Here is a 22,610-nt window from a genome sequence, read left to right as displayed (position 1 = left end):
ACTGAGTCGTGGCCAGCTGGCCTCGCTTCAGCAAATTGGGTATGTAATAGAAGTCGGTGTTTGCAAGATCGAACTTTCGGTTCATTTCGTCTTCATACACCGCAATCTGGCCTTTCGACGCAAATTGCTTGGGTGTTATATGGTCAAGCCTCACGGGCAATTAGTATTGGTTAGCTCAACGCCTCACAGCGCTTACACACCCAACCTATCAACGTCGTAGTCTTCGACGGCCCTTCAGGGAACTCAAGGTTCCAGTGAGATCTCATCTTGAGGCTAGTTTCCCGCTTAGATGCTTTCAGCGGTTATCTATTCCGAACATAGCTACCCGGCAATGCCACTGGCGTGACAACCGGAACACCAGAGGTTCGTCCACTCCGGTCCTCTCGTACTAGGAGCAGCCCCTCTCAAATCTCAAACGTCCACGGCAGATAGGGACCGAACTGTCTCACGACGTTCTAAACCCAGCTCGCGTACCACTTTAAATGGCGAACAGCCATACCCTTGGGACCGGCTTCAGCCCCAGGATGTGATGAGCCGACATCGAGGTGCCAAACACCGCCGTCGATATGAACTCTTGGGCGGTATCAGCCTGTTATCCCCGGAGTACCTTTTATCCGTTGAGCGATGGCCCTTCCATACAGAACCACCGGATCACTAAGACCTACTTTCGTACCTGCTCGACGTGTCTGTCTCGCAGTCAAGCGCGCTTTTGCCTTTATACTCTACGACCGATTTCCGACCGGTCTGAGCGCACCTTCGTACTCCTCCGTTACTCTTTAGGAGGAGACCGCCCCAGTCAAACTACCCACCATACACTGTCCTCGATCCGGATAACGGACCTGAGTTAGAACCTCAAAGTTGCCAGGGTGGTATTTCAAGGTTGGCTCCACGCGAACTGGCGTCCACGCTTCAAAGCCTCCCACCTATCCTACACAAGCAAATTCAAAGTCCAGTGCAAAGCTATAGTAAAGGTTCACGGGGTCTTTCCGTCTAGCCGCGGATACACTGCATCTTCACAGCGATTTCAATTTCACTGAGTCTCGGGTGGAGACAGCGCCGCCATCGTTACGCCATTCGTGCAGGTCGGAACTTACCCGACAAGGAATTTCGCTACCTTAGGACCGTTATAGTTACGGCCGCCGTTTACCGGGGCTTCGATCAAGAGCTTCGCGTTAGCTAACCCCATCAATTAACCTTCCGGCACCGGGCAGGCGTCACACCCTATACGTCCACTTTCGTGTTTGCAGAGTGCTGTGTTTTTAATAAACAGTCGCAGCGGCCTGGTATCTTCGACCGGCATGAGCTTACGGAGCAAGTCCTTCACCCTCACCGGCGCACCTTCTCCCGAAGTTACGGTGCCATTTTGCCTAGTTCCTTCACCCGAGTTCTCTCAAGCGCCTTGGTATTCTCTACCCAACCACCTGTGTCGGTTTGGGGGTACGGTTCCTGGTTACCTGAAGCTTAGAAGCTTTTCTTGGAAGCATGGCATCAACCACTTCGTCACCCAAAGGGTAACTCGTCATCAGCTCTCGGCCTTAGAATCCCGGATTTACCTAAGATTCCAGCCTACCACCTTAAACTTGGACAACCAACGCCAAGCTGGCCTAGCCTTCTCCGTCCCTCCATCGCAATAACCAGAAGTACAGGAATATTAACCTGTTTTCCATCGACTACGCTTTTCAGCCTCGCCTTAGGGACCGACTAACCCTGCGTCGATTAACGTTGCGCAGGAAACCTTGGTCTTTCGGCGTGGGTGTTTTTCACACCCATTGTCGTTACTCATGTCAGCATTCGCACTTCTGATACCTCCAGCAAGCTTCTCAACTCACCTTCACAGGCTTACAGAACGCTCCTCTACCGCATCATCCGAAGATGATACCCGTAGCTTCGGTGTATGGTTTGAGCCCCGTTACATCTTCCGCGCAGGCCGACTCGACTAGTGAGCTATTACGCTTTCTTTAAAGGGTGGCTGCTTCTAAGCCAACCTCCTAGCTGTCTAAGCCTTCCCACATCGTTTCCCACTTAACCATAACTTTGGGACCTTAGCTGACGGTCTGGGTTGTTTCCCTTTTCACGACGGACGTTAGCACCCGCCGTGTGTCTCCCATGCTCGGCACTTGTAGGTATTCGGAGTTTGCATCGGTTTGGTAAGTCGGGATGACCCCCTAGCCGAAACAGTGCTCTACCCCCCTACAGTGATACATGAGGCGCTACCTAAATAGCTTTCGAGGAGAACCAGCTATCTCCGAGCTTGATTAGCCTTTCACTCCGATCCACAGGTCATCCGCTAACTTTTCAACGGTAGTCGGTTCGGTCCTCCAGTTAGTGTTACCCAACCTTCAACCTGCCCATGGATAGATCGCCCGGTTTCGGGTCTATTCCCAGCGACTAGACGCCCTATTAAGACTCGCTTTCGCTACGCCTCCCCTATTCGGTTAAGCTCGCCACTGAAAATAAGTCGCTGACCCATTATACAAAAGGTACGCAGTCACCCAACAAAGTGGGCTCCCACTGCTTGTACGCATACGGTTTCAGGATCTATTTCACTCCCCTCTCCGGGGTTCTTTTCGCCTTTCCCTCACGGTACTAGTTCACTATCGGTCAGTCAGTAGTATTTAGCCTTGGAGGATGGTCCCCCCATATTCAGACAAAGTTTCTCGTGCTCCGTCCTACTCGATTTCATGACTAAGAGATTTTCGCGTACAGGGCTATCACCCACTATGGCCGCACTTTCCAGAGCGTTCCGCTAATCTCAAAGCCACTTAAGGGCTAGTCCCCCGTTCGCTCGCCACTACTAAGGGAATCTCGGTTGATTTCTTTTCCTCAGGGTACTTAGATGTTTCAGTTCCCCTGGTTCGCCTCTTACGCCTATGTATTCAGCGTAAGATAACCATCTTATGATGGCTGGGTTCCCCCATTCAGACATCTCCGGATCAAAGTCTGTTTGCCGACTCCCCGAAGCTTTTCGCAGGCTACCACGTCTTTCATCGCCTCTGACTGCCAAGGCATCCACCGTATGCGCTTCTTCACTTGACCATATAACCCCAAGCAATCTGGTTATACTATGAAGACAACATTCGCCGAAAATTCGATAATACTCAGTTACGAGTAACTCACAAATTTTACCTTAGCCTGATCCGTTACCAGTGAAAGTAACGTTCAGTCTATCTTTCTATCACATACCCAAATTTTTAAAGAACGAACTAGTCAAAGACTAGAAATCAACATTCACCATCACAACGATGGAATGCTCATTTCTAAGCTTTATACAAACAGAAGCAGTAGTGGTGGAGCCAAACGGGATCGAACCGTTGACCTCCTGCGTGCAAGGCAGGCGCTCTCCCAGCTGAGCTATGGCCCCGTATTTCTACAGGCGTTTCCCACACAAAATTGGTGGGTCTGGGCAGATTCGAACTGCCGACCTCACCCTTATCAGGGGTGCGCTCTAACCAACTGAGCTACAGACCCAATTTCGGGCTGCTTCTTTTCGTCTTCTTCAATGAATCAAGCAATTCGTGTGGGAACTTATGGAGCAGCTGATGTCGTCGATTAAGGAGGTGATCCAGCCGCAGGTTCCCCTACGGCTACCTTGTTACGACTTCACCCCAGTCATGAATCACACCGTGGTAACCGTCCTCCCGAAGGTTAGACTAGCTACTTCTGGTGCAACCCACTCCCATGGTGTGACGGGCGGTGTGTACAAGGCCCGGGAACGTATTCACCGCGACATTCTGATTCGCGATTACTAGCGATTCCGACTTCACGCAGTCGAGTTGCAGACTGCGATCCGGACTACGATCGGTTTTGTGGGATTAGCTCCACCTCGCGGCTTGGCAACCCTCTGTACCGACCATTGTAGCACGTGTGTAGCCCAGGCCGTAAGGGCCATGATGACTTGACGTCATCCCCCACCTTCCTCCGGTTTGTCACCGGCAGTCTCCTTAGAGTGCCCACCATGACGTGCTGGTAACTAAGGACAAGGGTTGCGCTCGTTACGGGACTTAACCCAACATCTCACGACACGAGCTGACGACAGCCATGCAGCACCTGTCTCAATGTTCCCGAAGGCACCAATCTATCTCTAGAAAGTTCATTGGATGTCAAGGCCTGGTAAGGTTCTTCGCGTTGCTTCGAATTAAACCACATGCTCCACCGCTTGTGCGGGCCCCCCGTCAATTCATTTGAGTTTTAACCTTGCGGCCGTACTCCCCAGGCGGTCAACTTAATGCGTTAGCTGCGCCACTAAGAGCTCAAGGCTCCCAACGGCTAGTTGACATCGTTTACGGCGTGGACTACCAGGGTATCTAATCCTGTTTGCTCCCCACGCTTTCGCACCTCAGTGTCAGTATCAGTCCAGGTGGTCGCCTTCGCCACTGGTGTTCCTTCCTATATCTACGCATTTCACCGCTACACAGGAAATTCCACCACCCTCTACCATACTCTAGTCAGTCAGTTTTGAATGCAGTTCCCAGGTTGAGCCCGGGGATTTCACATCCAACTTAACTAACCACCTACGCGCGCTTTACGCCCAGTAATTCCGATTAACGCTTGCACCCTCTGTATTACCGCGGCTGCTGGCACAGAGTTAGCCGGTGCTTATTCTGTCGGTAACGTCAAAATTGCAGAGTATTAATCTACAACCCTTCCTCCCAACTTAAAGTGCTTTACAATCCGAAGACCTTCTTCACACACGCGGCATGGCTGGATCAGGCTTTCGCCCATTGTCCAATATTCCCCACTGCTGCCTCCCGTAGGAGTCTGGACCGTGTCTCAGTTCCAGTGTGACTGATCATCCTCTCAGACCAGTTACGGATCGTCGCCTTGGTGAGCCATTACCCCACCAACTAGCTAATCCGACCTAGGCTCATCTGATAGCGCAAGGCCCGAAGGTCCCCTGCTTTCTCCCGTAGGACGTATGCGGTATTAGCGTCCGTTTCCGAACGTTATCCCCCACTACCAGGCAGATTCCTAGGCATTACTCACCCGTCCGCCGCTCTCAAGAGAAGCAAGCTTCTCTCTACCGCTCGACTTGCATGTGTTAGGCCTGCCGCCAGCGTTCAATCTGAGCCATGATCAAACTCTTCAGTTCAAACATCTTTGGGTTTTTAAGAAACCCTAAACTTGGCTCAGCAATCGTTGGTTACATCTTTGATTTCTCGCGGAGTAACTTGTGATGCTGATAATCTTGTTGACTATCAGTCTGACTCCACAAGCACCCACACGAATTGCTTGATTCAGTTGTTAAAGAGCGGTTGGTTAAGATCTTTCGTCTCAACCGAGGCGCGCATTCTACAGCAGCCTCATTTGCTGTCAAGTGGTTATTTTCAGAAGCTTTTGAGGATTTTCTCAACAACTTCAACCACTTGCGCCTCCGATCTCTCGTTAGCGGGAGGCGAATTCTACAGCGTTACACGCTGCTGTCAACACCTCTTTTTCAACTTCCTTTTGGCTTCGATGAACTGAAGCAACTTGCTGCCGAAAACTGCATAACTCATTGTTTGCCAAGGAGTTTTCCGTTTCGACTGCGCCGGAAGTGGGGCGAATTATAGACAGATATAATTCGCCGTCAACCGTTACTTTCACATTTCTGTCATATCAGTCAAAAACCCCCAGAAACGCAAAGGCCGGCCCCAAGGGGCCGGCCTTCTGCTCACCCGACCTTACAGGCTAGGGAAGGCGAACTGCGACGCTTCATGGCTTGCACGCTGCGGCCAGCGCTGGGTAATCGCCTTGCGACGGGTATAAAAACGCACCCCGTCCGGCCCATAGGCATGCAAGTCGCCAAACAGCGAACGCTTCCAGCCGCCAAAGCTGTGATAAGCCACCGGCACCGGCAATGGCACGTTAACCCCCACCATGCCCACTTCAATCTCGTCACAGAACAGACGCGCCGCCTCACCGTCACGGGTGAAGATGCAGGTACCGTTGCCATATTCATGGTCGTTGATCAGTTGCATCGCCGCTTCCAGGCTGTTCACCCGGACGACGCACAGCACTGGGCCAAAGATCTCTTCTTTATAGATGCGCATCTCGGGCGTCACGCGATCAAACAAGCAGCCACCCAGGAAGAACCCGTCTTCATTCCCGGCAACGCTCAGGCCACGCCCATCGACCACCAGCTCAGCGCCCGAAGACACACCATCTTCTATATAGCCGCTGACCTTGTCCCGCGCCTGCGCAGAGACCAGTGGCCCCATGTCCAAGCCACAGGAAGTACCTGCACCAATCTTCAGTGCCTTGACCTGTGGTACCAGCTTGGCAATCAATGCATCCGCCACCTGGTCACCCACACAGACTGCAACCGAGATCGCCATGCAACGCTCGCCGCAGGAACCATAGGCTGCGCCCATCAAGGCGCTCACGGCGTTATCCAGATCCGCATCCGGCATCAGCACCGCATGGTTCTTCGCCCCGCCCAGCGCCTGTACACGCTTGCCGCGCTTGGTCGCTTCAGAATAGATGTACTCGGCAATCGGCGTAGAGCCCACAAAACTCAAGGCCTTGACCTCAGGCGCTTCGATCAGCGCATCCACCGCGCCCTTGTCACCATGCACCACACTCAACACGCCCTTAGGCAGGCCGGCTTCCTGGAGCAACTGGGCAATCAGCAGCGTCGAGCTTGGATCGCGTTCCGATGGCTTGAGAATGAAGCAGTTGCCGCAGACGATCGCCAGCGGATACATCCACAGCGGCACCATGGCCGGGAAGTTAAACGGTGTAATCCCCGCCACCACGCCCAGCGGCTGGAAATCAGACCAGGCATCAATGTTCGGGCCTACGTTACGGCTGTACTCGCCCTTGAGGATCTCCGGTGCCGCACACGCGTACTCGACGTTCTCGATCCCGCGCTTGAGCTCACCGGCAGCATCTTCCAGGGTCTTGCCATGTTCTTCGCTGATCAACTGCGAGATACGGGCTTCGTTCTGCTCCAGCAACTGCTTGAAACGAAACATCACCTGGGCACGCTTGGCCGGCGGCGTATTGCGCCAGGCCGGGAAAGCGGCCTTGGCCGAGTCGATGGCCTGTTGAATGGTTTCACGGCTAGCCAATGGCACCTGGTGAATCACCTGGCCGGTAGACGGGTTGTAAACGTCGGCACTGCGACCGCTGTCGTTGACCAGTTCGCCGTTGATCAAATGCTGGATAAGGCTCATGCAAGGCTCCTGAAAAGTTGTCCACAGGCGCGACACGCGTCGCGCCAGGCTGTTGTTCTATATAGAAGGAGAAATCAGTCGATCTTGTTCAGCACTTCGCCGACCGCATCGAACAAGCGATCCAGGTCCTGCGGCTTGCTGTTGAAGGTTGGGCCGAACTGCAAGGTATCGCCGCCAAAGCGCACGTAGAACCCGGCCTTCCACAACGCCATGCCCGCTTCGAATGGACGCACGATGGCATCCCCATCACGCGGGGCGATCTGGATCGCACCGGCCAGGCCGTAGTTACGGATGTCGATCACGTTCTTGCTGCCCTTGAGGCCATGCAGCGCATTCTCAAAGTGCGGCGCGACTTCGGCCACGCTCTGCACCAGGTTTTCCTTCTGCAGCAGATCCAATGCTGCCAGCCCGGCTGCGCAGGCTACCGGGTGAGCCGAGTAGGTGTAGCCGTGTGGGAATTCCACCGCGTACTCAGGCGTCGCCTGGTTCATGAAGGTCTGATAGATCTCGCTGCTGGCAATCACTGCGCCCATCGGAATCGCACCGTTGGTGACCTGCTTGGCGATGCACATCAGGTCCGGCGTCACACCGAAGCTATCCGCACCGAACATCGAGCCGGTACGACCAAAGCCGGTAATCACTTCATCGAACACCAGCAGGATATTGTGCTGGTCACAAATCTCGCGCAGCCGCTTGAGGTAACCCTGCGGCGGTACGAGCACCCCGGCCGAGCCTGCCATCGGCTCAACGAACACCGCAGCGATGTTCGACGCATCATGCAACTCGATCAGCTTGAGCAACTCGTCAGCCAGGGCAATGCCACCCAACTCCGGCATACCGCGGGAGAAGGCATTGCTCGCCAGCAGCGTGTGAGGCAGGTGATCGACATCCATCATCGCCTGGCCAAAAATCTTACGGTTGCCGTTGACGCCACCCAGGCTGGTACCGGCGATGTTCACCCCGTGATAACCCCGGGCACGCCCGATCATCTTGGTCTTGGTCGCCTGGCCCTTTAGGCGCCAGTACGCACGCACCATCTTCACCGCCGTATCGGCGCACTCGGAACCGGAGTCGGTAAAGAACACATGGTTCAGATTGCCGGGCGTCAGGTCGGTGATCTTTTCTGCCAACTGGAAGGACAGCGGATGGCCGTATTGGAAGCCCGGCGAGTAATCCAGGGTGCCGAGTTGTTTGGCGACTGCTTCCTGGATTTCCTTACGCGTGTGCCCTGCGCCGCAGGTCCACAGCCCCGATAGCGAGTCATAGACTCGACGCCCCTTGTCATCGATCAACCAACTGCCTTCGGCCCCCACGATGAGACGCGGGTCGCGCTGAAAGTTGCGGTTGGCGGTGTAAGGCATCCAGTGGGCATCCAGCTTCAGCTGGCTGGCCAGGGTGGATGGGGCGTTTTCGGGCATGTTCATCAGCAAAACCTCGCAGGGCAAAAGGCAGCGTCGGGATTGAAAAGCGTTGTTGCAGCTAAATTGCCACGGGGATAAAGTCTGGGAAATGCAACTCTTCTAACCTTCAGTCAGGCTTTTACTAAACTATGAGCAGCCGCCGACCCGACCCGCTGGCCCAAGTGAGCGACTTCGATATCCGCCTGTTGCGCATCTTCCGCAGCGTGGTGGAGTGCGGAGGCTTCTCGGCGGCGGAAACCGTGCTGGGCATTGGTCGTTCTGCCATCAGCCAGCAAATGAGCGATCTCGAACAGCGCCTGGGCCTGCGCCTATGCCAACGCGGGCGCGCCGGTTTCTCCCTGACGGAAGAAGGCCGGGAGGTCTACCAATCGGCCCTGCAACTGTTAAGTGCGCTGGAAAGTTTCCGAACCGAGGTCAACGGCCTGCACCAACACCTGCGCGGCGAACTGATCATCGGCCTGACCGATAACCTGGTGACCCTGCCCCATATGCGCATCACCCATGCATTGGCGCAGTTGAAAGAACGCGGCCCCGACGTGCAAATCCAGATCCGCATGATCGCCCCCAACGAAGTTGAGCAAGGCGTGCTCGACGGGCGCCTGCACGTTGGCGTGGTCCCCCAGGCCAGCGCCCTGTCGGGCCTGGAGTACCAACCCCTGTACAGCGAGCGTTCGCTGCTCTACTGCGCGGTGGGCCATCCGCTGTTTTACGCCGACGACAAGCAGTTGGACGACCAACGCATCAACAGCCAGGACGCCATCGCGCCGACCTTCCGCCTGCCCGCCGATATCCAGGCCCATTATCAGGCGCTCAACTGTACCGCCAGCGCATCCGACCGCGAAGGCATGGCCTTCCTGATCCTTACCGGGCGCTATATCGGCTACCTGCCCGATCACTACGCCAGTCTGTGGGTACAACAAGGCCGACTGCGCGCACTGAAACCGCCTACACGCTTTTATGATTTAAGCCTGGCTTCGGTCACGCGCAAAGGCCGTCGCCCTCATTTGGTGCTGGAAAGCTTCCTCGAAAGCCTGGCTGCGACCCGCTGATACGGGCCCCACACAAAACCTGAGCAAGTGGACAGCTTTTTGCAAGGCACAGGGACCATGAACCGTCAGCCCTGAGTCCACATGCCATGCCACCAGAATCCTCCAGCGCCAGCGACCTGATCTACGGTCTCAACGACCGCCCCAAACCACTGCCCGCCTTGCTCGCGGCGCTGCAACATGTGCTTGCCAGCTTCGTCGGCATTATCACCCCGCCCTTGATCATCGGTTCGACCCTGGGCCTGGCCGCACACCTGCCTTACCTGATCAGCATGGCGTTGATGGTCTCCGGTGTCGGCACCTTCATTCAGGCGCGCAGGCCGTTTGGAATTGGCGCGGGGATGATCTGCCTGCAAGGCACCAGCTTTGCCTTTCTCGGCGCAGTCTTGTCCGCGGGTTTCCTGGTCAAGCAGCGCGGCGGCAGCCCGGAAGACATCCTGGCGATGATTTTCGGCGTGTGCTTTTTCGGCGCGCTGGTGCAGATTGTGCTGAGCCGTTTTATCGGCCAGTTGCGCCGGGTCATCACGCCGCTGGTGACCGGCATTGTGATTACCCTGATTGGCATCAGCCTGATCAAAGTGGGCATCACCGACCTGGGCGGCGGTTTCAATGCCCCGGACTTTGGCGCGCCGACCAACCTGGCCCTGGGCCTGTTTGTAGTGCTGACGATTATCCTGCTCAACCGTTCGGATACGCCCTGGGTACGCCTTAGCGCGATCATCATCGGCCTGCTGCTGGGCAGCCTCGCTGCATGGTTCAGCGGCAAACTGGTACCCCAGCCCCTGCCCGACCTGCCCTTGATCAGCCTGCCGACGCCGTTCCGTTTTGGTTTCAACTTCGACTGGAGCGCCTTCCTGCCGGTCGCGCTGATTTACCTGATCAGCAGCATCGAAACCGTCGGCGACCTCACCGCCAACTGCATGATCGCCCGCCAGCCCATCAGCGGCCCCTCCTATATAAGCCGGCTTAAGGGCGGCGTGCTCGGGGATGGCGTCAGTTGCATGATCGCCGCCACCTTCAGCGCCTTTCCCAACACCACCTTCGCCCAGAACAACGGGGTGATTCAGTTGACCGGCGTCGCCAGCCGCTATGTGGGGCTATACATCGGCGTGGTGCTGTTTTGTCTCGGACTGTTTCCGCTGATTGGCGCGGTATTGCAGCAAATCCCCAAGCCGGTGCTCGGCGGCGCGACCCTGGTGATGTTCGGCAGTGTGGCCGCCGCCGGCGTGCGCATCCTGGCCCAGGCCCCGCTGGACCGACGCAGCATGCTGATCATCGCCACCTCGTTTGGGGTCGGCCTGGGCATCGCCGCGCAACCGAATTTGTTGCACCTGATGCCAACCCTGGTGCAAAACCTGTTCGACTCGGCCATCACCAGCGGCGGGCTGACGGCAATTGTGCTGTGCCTGATCCTGCCGGAATCCAAGGCCGAAACGCGCGCCGCAAATCCACTCGTGGAAAACGACACGCTGGAACCGCTTTGACGCTTTTATCGTATCGGGGCTTGTCTGAGGCTTGAGGGTGGGTTATCTGTGCAGCAATCGCATTCATCGATCTGCACGGAAACCTCCATGAGCCTCGAAGTTCCTGCCCACAACAGCCACGCCGGAAAACCCGCCAGCCGCATTCGACAAAAGAACGAACAAGCGATCATCCAGGCCGCCGAAGACGAGTTCGCCCGGCATGGCTACAAAGGCACCAGCATGAACACGATCGCTGCGAGTGCCGGGCTGCCGAAGGCCAACCTGCATTATTACTTCACCAATAAGCTGGGGCTGTACATCGCGGTACTGAGCAATATCCTCGAACTGTGGGACAGCACCTTCAACACCCTGACCGCCGAGGATGATCCCGCTGAGGCGTTGACCCGCTATATCCGCACCAAGATGGAATACTCGCGACGCCAACCACAGGCCTCGCGGATCTTTGCCATGGAGATCATTAGCGGCGGCGAATGCCTTACCGAATATTTCAGCCAGGACTACCGCACCTGGTTCAGCGGCCGGGCCGCGGTATTCCAGGCCTGGATCGATGCCGGCAAGATGGACCCCGTGGATCCGGTACACTTGATCTTCCTGCTGTGGGGCAGTACCCAGCATTACGCCGACTTTGCCACCCAGATCTGCCGTGTGACCGGTCGCACCAAGCTGACCAAACAGGACATGGACGACGCCGGCAGCAACCTTATCCACATTATTCTCAAGGGCTGTGGCATCAAGCCAGCCCTCTGAACGAAGCGATCCAATGCCTTTCACCCTTACGGGCTTTTGCGAATTTCGCGAAGAAATCCGCAAAAGCCGCTTCATCACCTACGCCGCGCCAATTACCAGCCCGCAAGACGCCCAGGCGTTTATCGAGCAGCACAGCGACCTCAACGCCACGCACAATTGCTGGGCCTGGAAACTGGGCGCCCAATACCGCAGCAACGACGACGGCGAACCCGGCGGCACTGCCGGGCGGCCGATCCTGGCCGCCATTGAGGCCCAGGGTTTTGACCAGGTCGTGGTGCTGGTGGTGCGCTGGTATGGCGGCATCCAACTGGGCACCGGAGGCCTGGCCCGCGCGTATGGCGGCGGCGCGAATAAATGCCTGCAAAACGCCGAGCGGGTAGAACTGATCAGCCGCGTGGCCTTGAGCTGTGCCTGTGGTTTCGCTGAGTTGCCGCTGGTAAAGCTGCGTGTCGCCGAATTGGACGGCCTGGTACTGGAAGAAACCTTCACCGCCAACGGCGTGGAGCTGCAACTGGCACTCGGCGAAGCCCATATCGACACCCTGCAATCGCAGTTGGCCGACCTGAGCCGTGGGCGAATCCTGCTGCAACGTTGAACCTGATAATGTTGCTCACTGAACCTCGACGCCAAAGGAAGCCTTCATGTCTACGCCAAAAACTGCATTGATCATCGGCGCCTCGCGCGGGCTGGGCCTTGGCCTGGTCAAACAATTGCTCCTGGACGGCTGGGATGTGACCGCCACCGTGCGCGATCCGAGCAAGGCCGATGCCCTGAAAGCCGTGGGTCCGGTCCAGATCGAGAAACTCGACATGGACGACCAGCAGGCCGTGATCGCCCTGAGCCAACGCCTCAAGGACCGCACCTTCGACCTGCTGTTCGTTAACGCCGGCGTCAAGGGCCCGGCCAACCAGACCCCTGGCCACGCTACCCAGGCCGAAGTCGGCCAACTGTTTTTCACCAACGCCGTGGCGCCCATCAACCTGGCCCAACGCTTTGCCCCGCAGATTCGCCAGGGCAGCGGCGTACTGGCATTCATGAGTTCGGTACTGGGCAGCGTGACCATGCCCGATGCGCCAGACCTTGCGCTGTACAAGGCCAGCAAGGCCGCACTGAACTCCATGACCAACAGCTTCGTGACGCAACTGGGCGAGCAGAAACTGACGGTGTTGTCGCTGCACCCGGGCTGGGTCAAGACCGATATGGGCGGCGAAGGCGCCGACCTGGACGTGGAGACCAGCGTGCGCGGCCTGATTGCCCAAGTGAACGCCTACACCGGCAAGGGCGGCCATCACTTCGTCAACTACAAGGGCCAGACCATTCCCTGGTAAGGCTGTATCGATGGCGCGCGGGCTTGTTGTGGCGAGCGGGCTTGCCCCGCGCTGGGCTGCGTAGCAGCCCCAATAAGCTCACCGTATTTTTTCAGACACACCTCGGCGCCAGGTTTCAGGGCTGCTGCGCAGCCCAGCGCGGGGCAAGCCCGCTCGCCACAACAAGCCAACTTGCCACAACACACTCACTCACCACCGATGAGCGGTGGATAGACCCCACCGCTCACTCCACGTAGACTTCCCACCTCGCCCTTACCGGCGACCCTGGATCAGCAGACAGGGCAACACTGAGCTGGCAAACCTGAACCCATCATTCAGAGGAGCCGGCCAATGCCTGCGACCCGTATCTGGTTAAAAAACCCTCTCGCGATCTTCACGGCCAACGCCCTCGATGCCCGTGGCGGCCTGGTGCTGCAAGACGGTGTGATCGTCGAAGTGCTCGCCCTCGGCCAACAACCGAGCATGACCTGCGAACAAACCTTCGACGCCCGCGAGCATGTGATCCTTCCCGGCCTGATCAACACCCACCATCACTTCTACCAAACCCTGACCCGCGCCTGGGCGCCTGTGGTCAACCAACCGTTGTTCCCCTGGCTGAAAACCCTGTACCCGGTGTGGGCGCGCCTGACCCCGGAAAAACTCGCGCTGGCCAGCAAGGTCGCCCTGGCAGAATTACTGCTCTCGGGCTGCACCACCGCCGCCGACCATCACTACCTGTTCCCCGACGGCCTGGAAAATGCGGTCGACGTGCAAGTCGATAGCGTGCGCGAACTGGGCATGCGCGCCATGCTCACGCGCGGTTCCATGAGCCTGGGCGAAGCCGACGGCGGGCTGCCGCCGCAGCAGACCGTGCAGCAGGGTGAAGTAATCCTCGAAGATAGCCAGCGCCTGATCAAGCGCTACCACGAGCGCGGCGACGGCGCACAAATCCAGATCGCCCTGGCGCCCTGCTCGCCGTTCTCGGTCACCCCCGAAATCATGAGCGCCAGCGCCGAACTGGCCAACCAGCTCGACGTGCGCCTGCACACCCACCTGGCCGAAACCCTCGACGAAGAAGACTTCTGCCTGCAACGTTTCGGGCTGCGCACCGTGGACTACCTCGACAGCGTCGGCTGGCTCGGCCCACGTACCTGGCTGGCCCATGGCATTCACTTCAACCCCGATGAAATTGCGCGCCTGGGCGCGGCCGGCACCGGGATTTGCCACTGCCCAAGCTCCAACATGCGCCTGGCCTCCGGCATCTGCCCGACCCTGGACCTGATAGCCGCCGGCGCGCCGATTGGCCTGGGCGTGGACGGTTCGGCCTCCAACGATGCGTCCAACATGATTCTCGAAGCCCGCCAGGCCCTGTATATCCAGCGCCTGCGCTACGGTGCAGAAAAAATCACCCCTGAAGGCGTGCTGGGCTGGGCCACCAAAGGCTCTGCGCAACTGCTCGGCCGTAGCGATATCGGCGAGTTGGCCGTAGGTAAACAGGCCGACCTGGCGCTGTTCAAGCTCGATGAGCTGCGCTTCTCCGGCAGCCACGACCCGATTTCGGCGCTGCTGTTGTGCGGCGCCGACCGCGCGGACCGGGTGATGGTGGGCGGCAAGTGGCGGGTGATCGACGGGCAGATCGAAGGCATGGACCTCAAGGCCCTGATCGCCGATCACAGCCAGGCGGCACGGCAGTTGATTGCCGGCTAGCTACACACCCAGCAGCGACAACATGATAAAGGTCGCAAACAGCACAAAATGGGTCATCCCTTCGATGGCGTTGGTTTCGCCATCGTTGAGGTTGATCGCGCTGACAATCAGCGTGATAAACACCATCACTGTCTGCACCGGTGTCATCGCCATCTGAAACGGCTGGCCGGTGTACAGCGCCATGGCTTCCATCACCGGCACAGTCAGAATCACCGTCGACAACGAAGCCCCCAGCGCGATGTTGACCACCGACTGCATGCGGTTGGCCAACGCTGCGCGCAAGGCGGTCAGAATTTCCGGCGCAGCAGAAATCGCCGCCACCAGGATCGCCGTGATCACCGGCGGCGCGCCCGTGCCCTCCAGGCCGAGGTCCAGGGTCTTGGACATCACTTCGGCCAATGCGCCAATCACCACCACGCCAAACACCAGGGTTGCGATGGAAAATGTCAGGCTGACCGGCGAAGCCTGTTCTTGCGGCAGCGTCTTGCGACGTTTTTCCGGATAGCTGTAGCTGAAGAAGTAACTGTGCGGCCCGACCTGCATACGCAGGAACAGGGCATACAGCACCACCATCGCGCCGATGGTGAAGGCCGAGTAGATTTTCCAGTCGGCCTCGGGGATAAATTCCGGTACCACCATGGAAACACCCATGGCCGTGAGGATCATCACGCTGTAGGTCCGCGCCGAATCATCGTTGTAGGATTGCTCGCCATGTTTGATGCCGCCCATCAGCGCGGCCAGGCCGAGGATGCCGTTGATATCCAGCATCACCGCTGAGTAAATCGTGTCGCGCACCAGGGTCGGCGATGCCTCGTTGCTCATCATGATCGCCAGGATCACCACTTCCACTAGCACCGCCGCGAGGGTCAGGATCATGGTGCCGTAGGGGTCGCCAACTTTTTCGGCGAGCAGTTCGGCGTGATGGGCCACGCGCATCGAGGCCATGACAATAAAGCCGATCAGCACCAGGCCACCGAGCAGCGCCGTGGCCTGCCCACTGTGCAGCAGCCAGTGTTCCAGCGGGTAGGCTGCGATGGCGGCGATCAGCGCCAGCCACATGAATTTTTCTTGCTTGAGGGATGTGAGCATTGCAGGCCTTTTCGAGCGGCGATTCAGTCGTTGATGGGGTACAGACTGCAGCGAATCGCTAACGTTTCGTTACACCTTAGTTCATTCACACACTGGCACAGGCACGAAGAATGCTTACCGCTCGGTCAGGTTTTACCGATTATTTGCGCCCTGGCCTGTAGAATGTCGCCATTGCACCTGATGAGAACGCACACATGTACGACTGGCTAAACGCCCTGCCCAAGGCTGAACTGCACCTGCACCTGGAGGGTTCGCTGGAGCCCGAGCTGCTGTTCAGCCTGGCCGAACGCAACAAGATCGCGCTGCCGTGGAACGACGTCGAGACCCTGCGCAAGGCCTACGCCTTCAACAACCTGCAGGAGTTTCTCGACCTCTATTACAAGGGCGCCGATGTATTGCGCACGTCCCAGGACTTCTACGACTTGACCTGGGCCTACCTGCTGCGTTGCAAGGCGCAGAACGTGATTCATACCGAGCCGTTCTTCGACCCGCAGACCCACACCGACCGTGGCATTCCTTTTGAAGTAGTGCTCAATGGCATCGCCAGCGCGCTCAAAGATGGCGAGCAGCAACTGGGTATCACCAGCGGCCTGATCCTCAGCTTCCTGCGCCACTTGAGCGAAGAACAAGCGCAAAAAACCCTCGACCAGGCACTGCCGTTCCGTGATGCGTTTGTCGCCGTGGGCCTGGACAGCTCGGAAATGGGCCACCCACCGAGCAAGTTCCAGCGCGTGTTCGATCGCGCCCGTGACGAAGGTTTCCTGACCGTCGCCCATGCTGGCGAAGAAGGCCCGCCGGAATACATCTGGGAAGCCCTCGACCTGCTGAAAATCCAGCGTATCGACCATGGCGTGCGCGCCATTGAAGACGAGCGCCTGATGCAGCGGATCATCGACGAGCAGATCCCCCTGACCGTGTGCCCGCTGTCCAATACCAAGCTGTGTGTGTTCGACGACATGGCCCAGCACAACATCCTCGAGATGCTGGAGCGCGGAGTGAAGGTCACAGTGAACTCGGATGACCCGGCTTACTTTGGCGGTTATGTCACCGAAAACTTCCACGCGCTGCACACCTCCCTGGGCATGACCCAGGACCAGGCTCGCCGCCTGGCGCAAAACAGTCTGGATGCACGCCTGGTCAAGCCCTGACCCCTCCCTGTAGGAGCGAGCTTGCTCGCGAAGGACGCCAACGATAAAGCGTGCATCCTAGATGAACGTGGCGCCTTCGAGTTGTTCGCGGGCAAGCCCGCTCCTACACAGTTGCCATCCGGGCAATTTCCAGGCGCCCGGTCTCGGTGACCTGCAGTGCGCTCGACTCATGGTTGGTCTTCAACCAGCGCGACTGCCTGAACAACTGCAACAAGCCCGCCCCCCAACGCCCCACCCAGGTGCGGCTGCTGCTCGCTCCAGTCATAACAATCGCAAGCCATCGTCGAGTAACCCTGATGGGCCAGGGCTTGGGTAAAGATGCCATGCTCGGCCAAATGGCGTGCGCCCAAGGGTGTCACGTGGATCCGCTGTTCGACGCGTTCAATCCACTTCGCCAACACCATGCGTTGATAGAGTGCCGCCGCCATTTGCCCGCCCAGATGGTCATGGCAGAGCCGCGCCTGACGCAACAACGCCGGCGCCAGCAATGCCGCGCCCGGCCGGCTGGGGGCACTGCGCGCCATACTGGCCATTGTGGTACTGGCCAACGCATCGACTGCCGCGCCCACATCCGCCGCTGCCATACGGAAGAAGCGCTTGCGCCCACGGGCTTCGATGCGCAGCAATCCACCCGCCGCCAACCGCGCCAAATGCGCATTGGCCGATGACGCTGATAACCCGGCCAAACTCGCCAGTTCCTCGGACGGCTTGGCCGAGCCGTCCATCAACGCCCAGATCATTGCCGTGCGTTTGGGGTCTGCCAGCAAGGTGGCGATCTGGCTGATGCATGGTGCCTGTTCCATGTACTCACTCCCTGTTGAATCGTTGGTTTGCTCCATTTCGCGCAAAAGTATAAGTGTGTGGGCAGCAGATTCCGTGGCGCCTTACCGCCAAATCAGCGACAGCAACTGCCTGAAATTTCCTGAAATCCGTGAGGTTATTGTGTAGTCCCCCCGCGTTCGGGCAATTGCGCGCTCAACTTCCCACAACGTGCCACGAGCATTTCACGCAAGAGGTTGACCGGTTTGCTCAATTGCGCGCGATGGGCGCATAGCAGATTGAGCGGTGTGCGCTCACCCTGCAGCTCGGGCAAGAGCAACTGCAGGCGGCCAGCCAGCACATCGGCGCTGACATCCAGCCAGGATTTGTAGGCAATGCCCACCCCGGCCACGGCCCAACGCCGTACCACATCCGCATCGTCACTGAAACGGTCACCGCTGACGGTCAGGCTGATTTCCCGTTTGGCATCTTGAAAGCGCCAATGGTCGTGCACCCGGCTGCCGAGCATATACAGCAGGCAATTGTGCTGGGCCAACTCCTCCAGATGGCGCGGCTCGCCATGCCGGGCCAGGTAGCTGGGGGCTGCGCACAACACCCGGCGATTGTCCGGCGCCACTGGCAAGGCCACCAGGCTCGAATCCTCGGGTTCACCGTAGCGCAGGGCTATATCCACCGGTTGGCGGAACAGATCGGCGATCCGGTCGCCCAGCAGCAGGCGCACGCTCAATTGCGGGTGCTCGCGCTGAAACTCGTCCAGCCACGGCAGCAACAGGTTACGTCCGAAGTCCGAAGGCGCCGACAACTGCAGGACGCCGCTGACATGATCCTGACCGCTAGCCAGCAGGCGCCGGCCTTCATCCAGTTGGCTCAAGGCACCACGGGCGTACTGCAAAAAGCCTTCGCCCTCGGCGGTCAGGCGCAGGCTGCGAGTGGAACGAGCCAGCAAGCGCGCACCCAACTGTTGCTCGATGCGTTTCAACGCAGCACTGGCCACCGCCGCCGACATATCCATGACCCGTGCGGCAGCCGACAAGCTCCCCAAATCCGCCGCACGCACGAACAACTGCAAATCATCAAAACGCAGCATGAGCACCGCCCCGAGCAATTATCAAAAATACATTGAAAGAGACTGCTCTTTTAGCGGGTTTTATCTGCAAGAGAAATAGCCAATGATCTACCTATCTCATTCCGTACCCTCTGGAACTCGCCATGAAAGCCATCGCCTACTACGCCGCATTGCCGATCAACGATCCAAAGTCCCTGCAAGATGTGCAACTGCCTGAGCCGGTGGCCGGCCCGCGCGACCTGCTGGTGGAAGTCAAAGCCATCTCGGTCAACCCGGTCGATACCAAGATCCGCCAGAACGTCGCTCCGGAAAACGGCGCGGCCAAGGTGTTGGGCTGGGACGTAGCTGGCGTGGTCAAGGCCGTGGGCAGCGACGTCACGCTATTCAAGGCTGGCGACAAGGTGTTTTACGCCGGTTCCCTGACACGCCCGGGCGGCAATAGCGAGTTGCACACCGTGGACGAGCGCATCGTCGGCCATATGCCCAAGAGCCTGGGTTTTGCCGAAGCGGCCGCCCTGCCGTTGACCGCCATTACCGCCTGGGAGCTGCTGTTCGAGCGCCTGCAAATAGCTGAAGGCCAGACCGATCAAGGCCAGAGCCTGTTGATCGTCGGCGCTGCCGGTGGCGTAGGGTCGATCCTTACCCAACTGGCTGCGCAACTCACCGCGCTCAAGGTGATCGGCAGCGCCTCGCGCCCGCAAACCCAGGCCTGGGCCAAGGACCTGGGGGCTGATCTGGTGGTCGACCACAGCCAGCCACTGAGCGAAGAGCTCAAGCGCGTAGGCCACCCACAGGTGACCCATGTCGCCAGCCTGACCCAGACCGACCAGCATCTGGACCAGTTGGTCGAAGCCCTCGTGCCCCAAGGCAAACTGGCCTTGATCGATGATCCCAAGTCGCTGGACGTGCTCAAGCTCAAGCGCAAGAGCCTGTCGCTGCACTGGGAGTTCATGTACACCCGCTCGATGTTCGAGACCGCCGACATGATCGAGCAGCACAACCTGCTCAATCGTGTGGCCGAGCTGATCGACGCCGGCACTCTGAAAACCACAGTGGGCGAACACTTCGGCGTGATCAACGCAGAGAACCTGCGCCGGGCCCATGCCTTGCTGGAAAGCGGCAAGGCCAAGGGCAAGATCGTGCTGGAAGGCTTCTAAGCCCAAGGTTCTGTCAGTGTCGTCTGTTATCGCTGTAGGTAACAGACGGCACCGCTAGTCAGAGACTTGATCCTTGTCATATTTGTGAGCGTATTCGGGTTTATATTGGCCGCCTTTGCCACGCAATCTTTTACGTGAGGAAGTCAGCAATGAAGATCCTGATAAAAGCGTTAGCAAAATCCCAAGGCAATAAATGGCAGGTCCGCCTGGACCACGACGCCTTTACCTTCCGCACTGAAGCCGAGGCCCGCGCCTTCGCCAACACTCTGCAAAACCGCATCCAGGCGCCCCACCGCTTTCCCGAAAGCCAGCAGCGCGCTACTGGCTGAAACGCCGTCAGACCTGCGCTTGCAAGGCTCGCTGTCGTTGCAGGCGCTGGGTCAACATGGCCACCACTACCGCCAACACCCCGCACAAGCTGATGACGATCGACATCGGCATGGCCGTGCCGTCATGCAATGCGCCGACCAACGATGCCGCACCCGCAGCCACACCAAATTGGATGCAGCCCAGCAGTGCCGACGCGCTACCGGCCCGTGCGCCCTGGCCGTTCATGGCGCACGCCGAGGTATTGGGCATGATGCAGCCCAGGCTGGCGATACACAGGAACAGCGGCACCAGCAGCGGCCACAACGCTTCGGTATGCAAGGCACTGACCGCCAGCAACGCCAGCGCCGCCGCGAGGTAGACCCATACCGTGCGGGTCAGCAGAAACGCCGGGCCGCGCTTGGACAGCAGCCGCGCGTTGACCTGGGCCACAAGGATAAAGCCCGCGGCATTGGTGCCGAACAGCCAACCGTAGTGCTCGGCCGGCACGCCGTAGAGCTTGATAAACACGAAAGGTGAACCGGCGATGTAGGCAAACATCCCGCCAATTGCGATACCGCCAGTCACGGCATACCCCAGGTATACCCGATCACCCAGCAGCCGCCCGTATTGGCGCAACGCCCCGGACAATGGCTGCCGAGGCTGATGGGCCGGGAAACTCTCCGGCAATCCGACCGCCACCGCCACTCCGGCGCCGACGCTGAATACGGTCAACGCGAGGAAAATCGACTGCCAGCCCCACAGGCTAACCATCACCCCTCCGAGCATCGGCGCCAGGATCGGTGCCAGTCCGACCACCAGCATCAACTGCGAAAAGACCTTGGCCGAACCCACCGCATCGCATTTGTCGCTGACCACCGCCCGGGAAATCACCATGCCCGCACACCCGCCCAGGGCCTGGACGAAGCGCGCACCGATCAGCCATTCCAGGGACGGCGCATAGGCGCACGCCAGGGAGGCCACGGTGAACAGGGTGACACCACTCAACAGCGGGATGCGCCGGCCAAAACGATCCGCCAGCGGCCCATAGATCAACTGACCGATCGCCAGGCCGGTGAAGTACACCGCCAGGGTCAGTTGGATATGTTTTTCGTCAGTGCCGAATGCCACGGCCATGGCCGGGAAGCCCGGCAGGTAAAAGTCGATGGCCAGCGGCGCAAATGCGCTCAAGGCCCCCAGAATAAGGATTATGCGAAGGTTCATCAGGCACCCGGTAGAGTCGGCAGCCCGACAGTCTAGCCGCGCTTGGGTGCCTTGAACATTACGTTAGCTCGCTACCTATTAAATAATCAGGCGAGCTTGGCGCTGTAGCCTTCTTCGCTGATCAGGCTGATCACTTCGTCCGGCGATAAACGACTTTCAACGCCGACTTCCTTGGCGGCCAGATTCACATTCACACTGGCCGCCGGGTCCTTGGCCTGTACCGCTTGGGTCACGGCCCGAACGCAGTGGCCGCAGGTCATTCCTTCAACGCTGAATATTTGCATGACATGACTCCTTGAGTGAGGTTGCACCCAGTCTCATCCTTGCCACGATGGCAAGGTCAAGCGCTGAAAACAAGCGCCGGGCTGGTATTCCCTGGCGACGTCCGCCAAGCTGCAGGCATTCATGATTTGAAACCGGAGACTTCACCATGCGCTGGTCGTTTTTTGGCCTTGTCAGCCTGCTGAGCCTGTTCGCCGCCGTCCCCCAGGCCAGCGCGGCCGAGGACTATGCGGTTCTGATCATTTCCAGGGAGCGCCTGGAAGTACCTACCAATTGCGAGATTGGCCTGTACATCAATGACCAGTTGGCCGGGCGGCTGTTCCAGGAGCAGTCCACCTCGTTCAACTTTCCCGCAGGCCGGGTCTCGCTGCGTCTCAAACTGCTGCCGGGCCAGGCTCCAGGCTGCCTGCCGGGGCTATTGGCGCCCAAGGCCCAAGAGATCACGCTGAAAAACGGCGACGTGCGCAAGTTGCGCATTGCCCAGGGCGCGGACGGCATGTACCTCAAGGCCGCCAAGCTCGGCTACTGACCCGAACTTGTCTGAATGCCATTTTTTGTAGGAGCGAGCTTGCTCGCGAAGAACGTCAACGATAATGCGTGCTTCCTGGATGAACGCGGCGCTCTCCAGTTCTTCGCGAGCAAGCTCGCTCCTACAGGAAGACGGCATCAGGGCTTGCCGTGAATTAAGGGGC

Annotated in this window: 16 protein-coding genes, 2 tRNA genes, 2 rRNA genes and 1 pseudogene; 10 read left to right on the top strand and 11 right to left on the bottom strand. The window is 58.6% G+C overall.

What is annotated here, in order from left to right; genetic code table 11:
• Positions 1–139: 139 nt before the first annotated feature.
• The 6 genes from JTY93_RS03190 to aptA form a co-directional block, all read right to left on the bottom strand.
• A 23S ribosomal RNA gene (locus tag JTY93_RS03190) occupies positions 140–3,036 on the bottom strand.
• 249 nt (positions 3,037–3,285) lie between these two features.
• A tRNA-Ala gene (locus JTY93_RS03185) sits at positions 3,286–3,361 on the bottom strand.
• Between the two features lie 30 nt (positions 3,362–3,391).
• A tRNA-Ile gene (locus JTY93_RS03180) sits at positions 3,392–3,468 on the bottom strand.
• Positions 3,469–3,550: 82 nt separating this feature from the next.
• Positions 3,551–5,089: ribosomal RNA gene (locus JTY93_RS03175) — 16S ribosomal RNA — on the bottom strand.
• The 16S and 23S rRNA genes sit together here with 2 tRNA genes alongside, the layout of an rRNA operon.
• 571 nt (positions 5,090–5,660) lie before the next feature.
• Entirely contained in the window at positions 5,661–7,154 is a 1,494-nt protein-coding gene (locus JTY93_RS03170; protein ID WP_205478514.1) for a CoA-acylating methylmalonate-semialdehyde dehydrogenase, read from the bottom strand.
• Between the two features lie 74 nt (positions 7,155–7,228).
• Entirely contained in the window at positions 7,229–8,578 is a 1,350-nt protein-coding gene (aptA, locus tag JTY93_RS03165; protein WP_029297539.1) for an omega-aminotransferase AptA, read from the bottom strand.
• 125 nt (positions 8,579–8,703) lie between these two features.
• On the opposite strand from aptA, the gene JTY93_RS03160 reads away from it, so the two are divergent.
• From JTY93_RS03160 to JTY93_RS03135, 6 genes are all read left to right on the top strand, one after another.
• Positions 8,704–9,624 (top strand): LysR family transcriptional regulator, encoded by a 921-nt coding sequence (locus tag JTY93_RS03160; RefSeq protein ID WP_029297541.1) that lies wholly within the window; start codon positions 8,704–8,706, stop codon positions 9,622–9,624.
• An 86-nt stretch (positions 9,625–9,710) separates the two neighbouring features.
• The gene (locus JTY93_RS03155; protein WP_205478511.1) at positions 9,711–11,105 is read left to right on the top strand and encodes a uracil-xanthine permease family protein; all 1,395 of its coding nucleotides are present in this window, start codon (positions 9,711–9,713) and stop codon (positions 11,103–11,105) included.
• An 87-nt stretch (positions 11,106–11,192) separates the two neighbouring features.
• Complete coding sequence (locus JTY93_RS03150; RefSeq protein ID WP_169999253.1) at positions 11,193–11,852, top strand: TetR/AcrR family transcriptional regulator; 660 nt, start codon at positions 11,193–11,195, stop codon at positions 11,850–11,852.
• A gap of 13 nt (positions 11,853–11,865) precedes the next feature.
• Positions 11,866–12,447: an IMPACT family protein gene (locus tag JTY93_RS03145; protein WP_169999254.1), complete on the top strand. Its 582-nt coding sequence runs from the start codon at positions 11,866–11,868 to the stop codon at positions 12,445–12,447.
• A 46-nt stretch (positions 12,448–12,493) separates the two neighbouring features.
• Entirely contained in the window at positions 12,494–13,180 is a 687-nt protein-coding gene (locus tag JTY93_RS03140) for an SDR family oxidoreductase (RefSeq protein WP_205478509.1), read from the top strand.
• Between the two features lie 330 nt (positions 13,181–13,510).
• Positions 13,511–14,866, top strand: a complete 1,356-nt coding sequence (locus JTY93_RS03135; RefSeq protein WP_205478507.1) for an 8-oxoguanine deaminase — start codon at positions 13,511–13,513, stop codon at positions 14,864–14,866.
• Here the strand turns inward: JTY93_RS03135 and JTY93_RS03130 are convergent, their stop codons facing one another.
• Positions 14,867–15,955, bottom strand: coding sequence for a calcium:cation antiporter (locus JTY93_RS03130; protein ID WP_205478505.1), 1,089 nt, complete (start codon positions 15,953–15,955; stop codon positions 14,867–14,869).
• Between the two features lie 194 nt (positions 15,956–16,149).
• Here JTY93_RS03130 and JTY93_RS03125 point away from each other — a divergent pair, with 194 nt between their 5' ends.
• A complete protein-coding gene (locus JTY93_RS03125; RefSeq protein ID WP_205478503.1) occupies positions 16,150–17,103 on the top strand; it encodes an adenosine deaminase in 954 nt (317 codons plus the stop codon).
• 103 nt (positions 17,104–17,206) lie between these two features.
• Here the strand turns inward: JTY93_RS03125 and JTY93_RS03120 are convergent.
• Both JTY93_RS03120 and vimR read right to left on the bottom strand, forming a co-directional pair.
• Positions 17,207–17,906: pseudogene (locus JTY93_RS03120) on the bottom strand (ArsR/SmtB family transcription factor).
• Positions 17,907–18,040: 134 nt separating this feature from the next.
• Positions 18,041–18,970 carry a transcription regulator VimR gene (vimR, locus tag JTY93_RS03115; RefSeq protein ID WP_205478500.1) on the bottom strand — a complete coding sequence of 310 codons (930 nt, stop codon included), beginning with the start codon at positions 18,968–18,970 and terminating at the stop codon, positions 18,041–18,043.
• A 122-nt stretch (positions 18,971–19,092) separates the two neighbouring features.
• On the opposite strand from vimR, the gene JTY93_RS03110 reads away from it, so the two are divergent.
• Complete coding sequence (locus JTY93_RS03110) at positions 19,093–20,106, top strand: zinc-binding alcohol dehydrogenase family protein (RefSeq protein ID WP_169999261.1); 1,014 nt, start codon at positions 19,093–19,095, stop codon at positions 20,104–20,106.
• Positions 20,107–20,255: 149 nt separating this feature from the next.
• Positions 20,256–20,435, top strand: a complete 180-nt coding sequence (locus tag JTY93_RS03105) for a hypothetical protein (RefSeq protein ID WP_029297561.1) — start codon at positions 20,256–20,258, stop codon at positions 20,433–20,435.
• 7 nt (positions 20,436–20,442) lie between these two features.
• On the opposite strand, the gene JTY93_RS03100 is transcribed toward JTY93_RS03105, so the two are convergent.
• Together JTY93_RS03100 and JTY93_RS03095 are read right to left on the bottom strand one after the other, a co-directional pair.
• Positions 20,443–21,636 carry a multidrug effflux MFS transporter gene (locus JTY93_RS03100; protein ID WP_205478498.1) on the bottom strand — a complete coding sequence of 398 codons (1,194 nt, stop codon included), beginning with the start codon at positions 21,634–21,636 and terminating at the stop codon, positions 20,443–20,445.
• A gap of 86 nt (positions 21,637–21,722) precedes the next feature.
• Entirely contained in the window at positions 21,723–21,920 is a 198-nt protein-coding gene (locus JTY93_RS03095; RefSeq protein WP_029297565.1) for a heavy-metal-associated domain-containing protein, read from the bottom strand.
• Positions 21,921–22,066: 146 nt separating this feature from the next.
• Between JTY93_RS03095 and JTY93_RS03090 the strand changes: the two genes are divergently transcribed.
• A complete protein-coding gene (locus JTY93_RS03090) occupies positions 22,067–22,447 on the top strand; it encodes a hypothetical protein (protein ID WP_205478496.1) in 381 nt (126 codons plus the stop codon).
• Positions 22,448–22,610: the final 163 nt, after the last annotated feature.

Source organism: Pseudomonas hygromyciniae, from assembly GCF_016925675.1.
Classification (GTDB): Bacteria; Pseudomonadota; Gammaproteobacteria; order Pseudomonadales; family Pseudomonadaceae; genus Aquipseudomonas; species Aquipseudomonas hygromyciniae.
The sequence above is the reverse complement of the archived record's forward strand: the minus strand, read 5'-3'. Positions and strand labels throughout refer to the sequence as shown.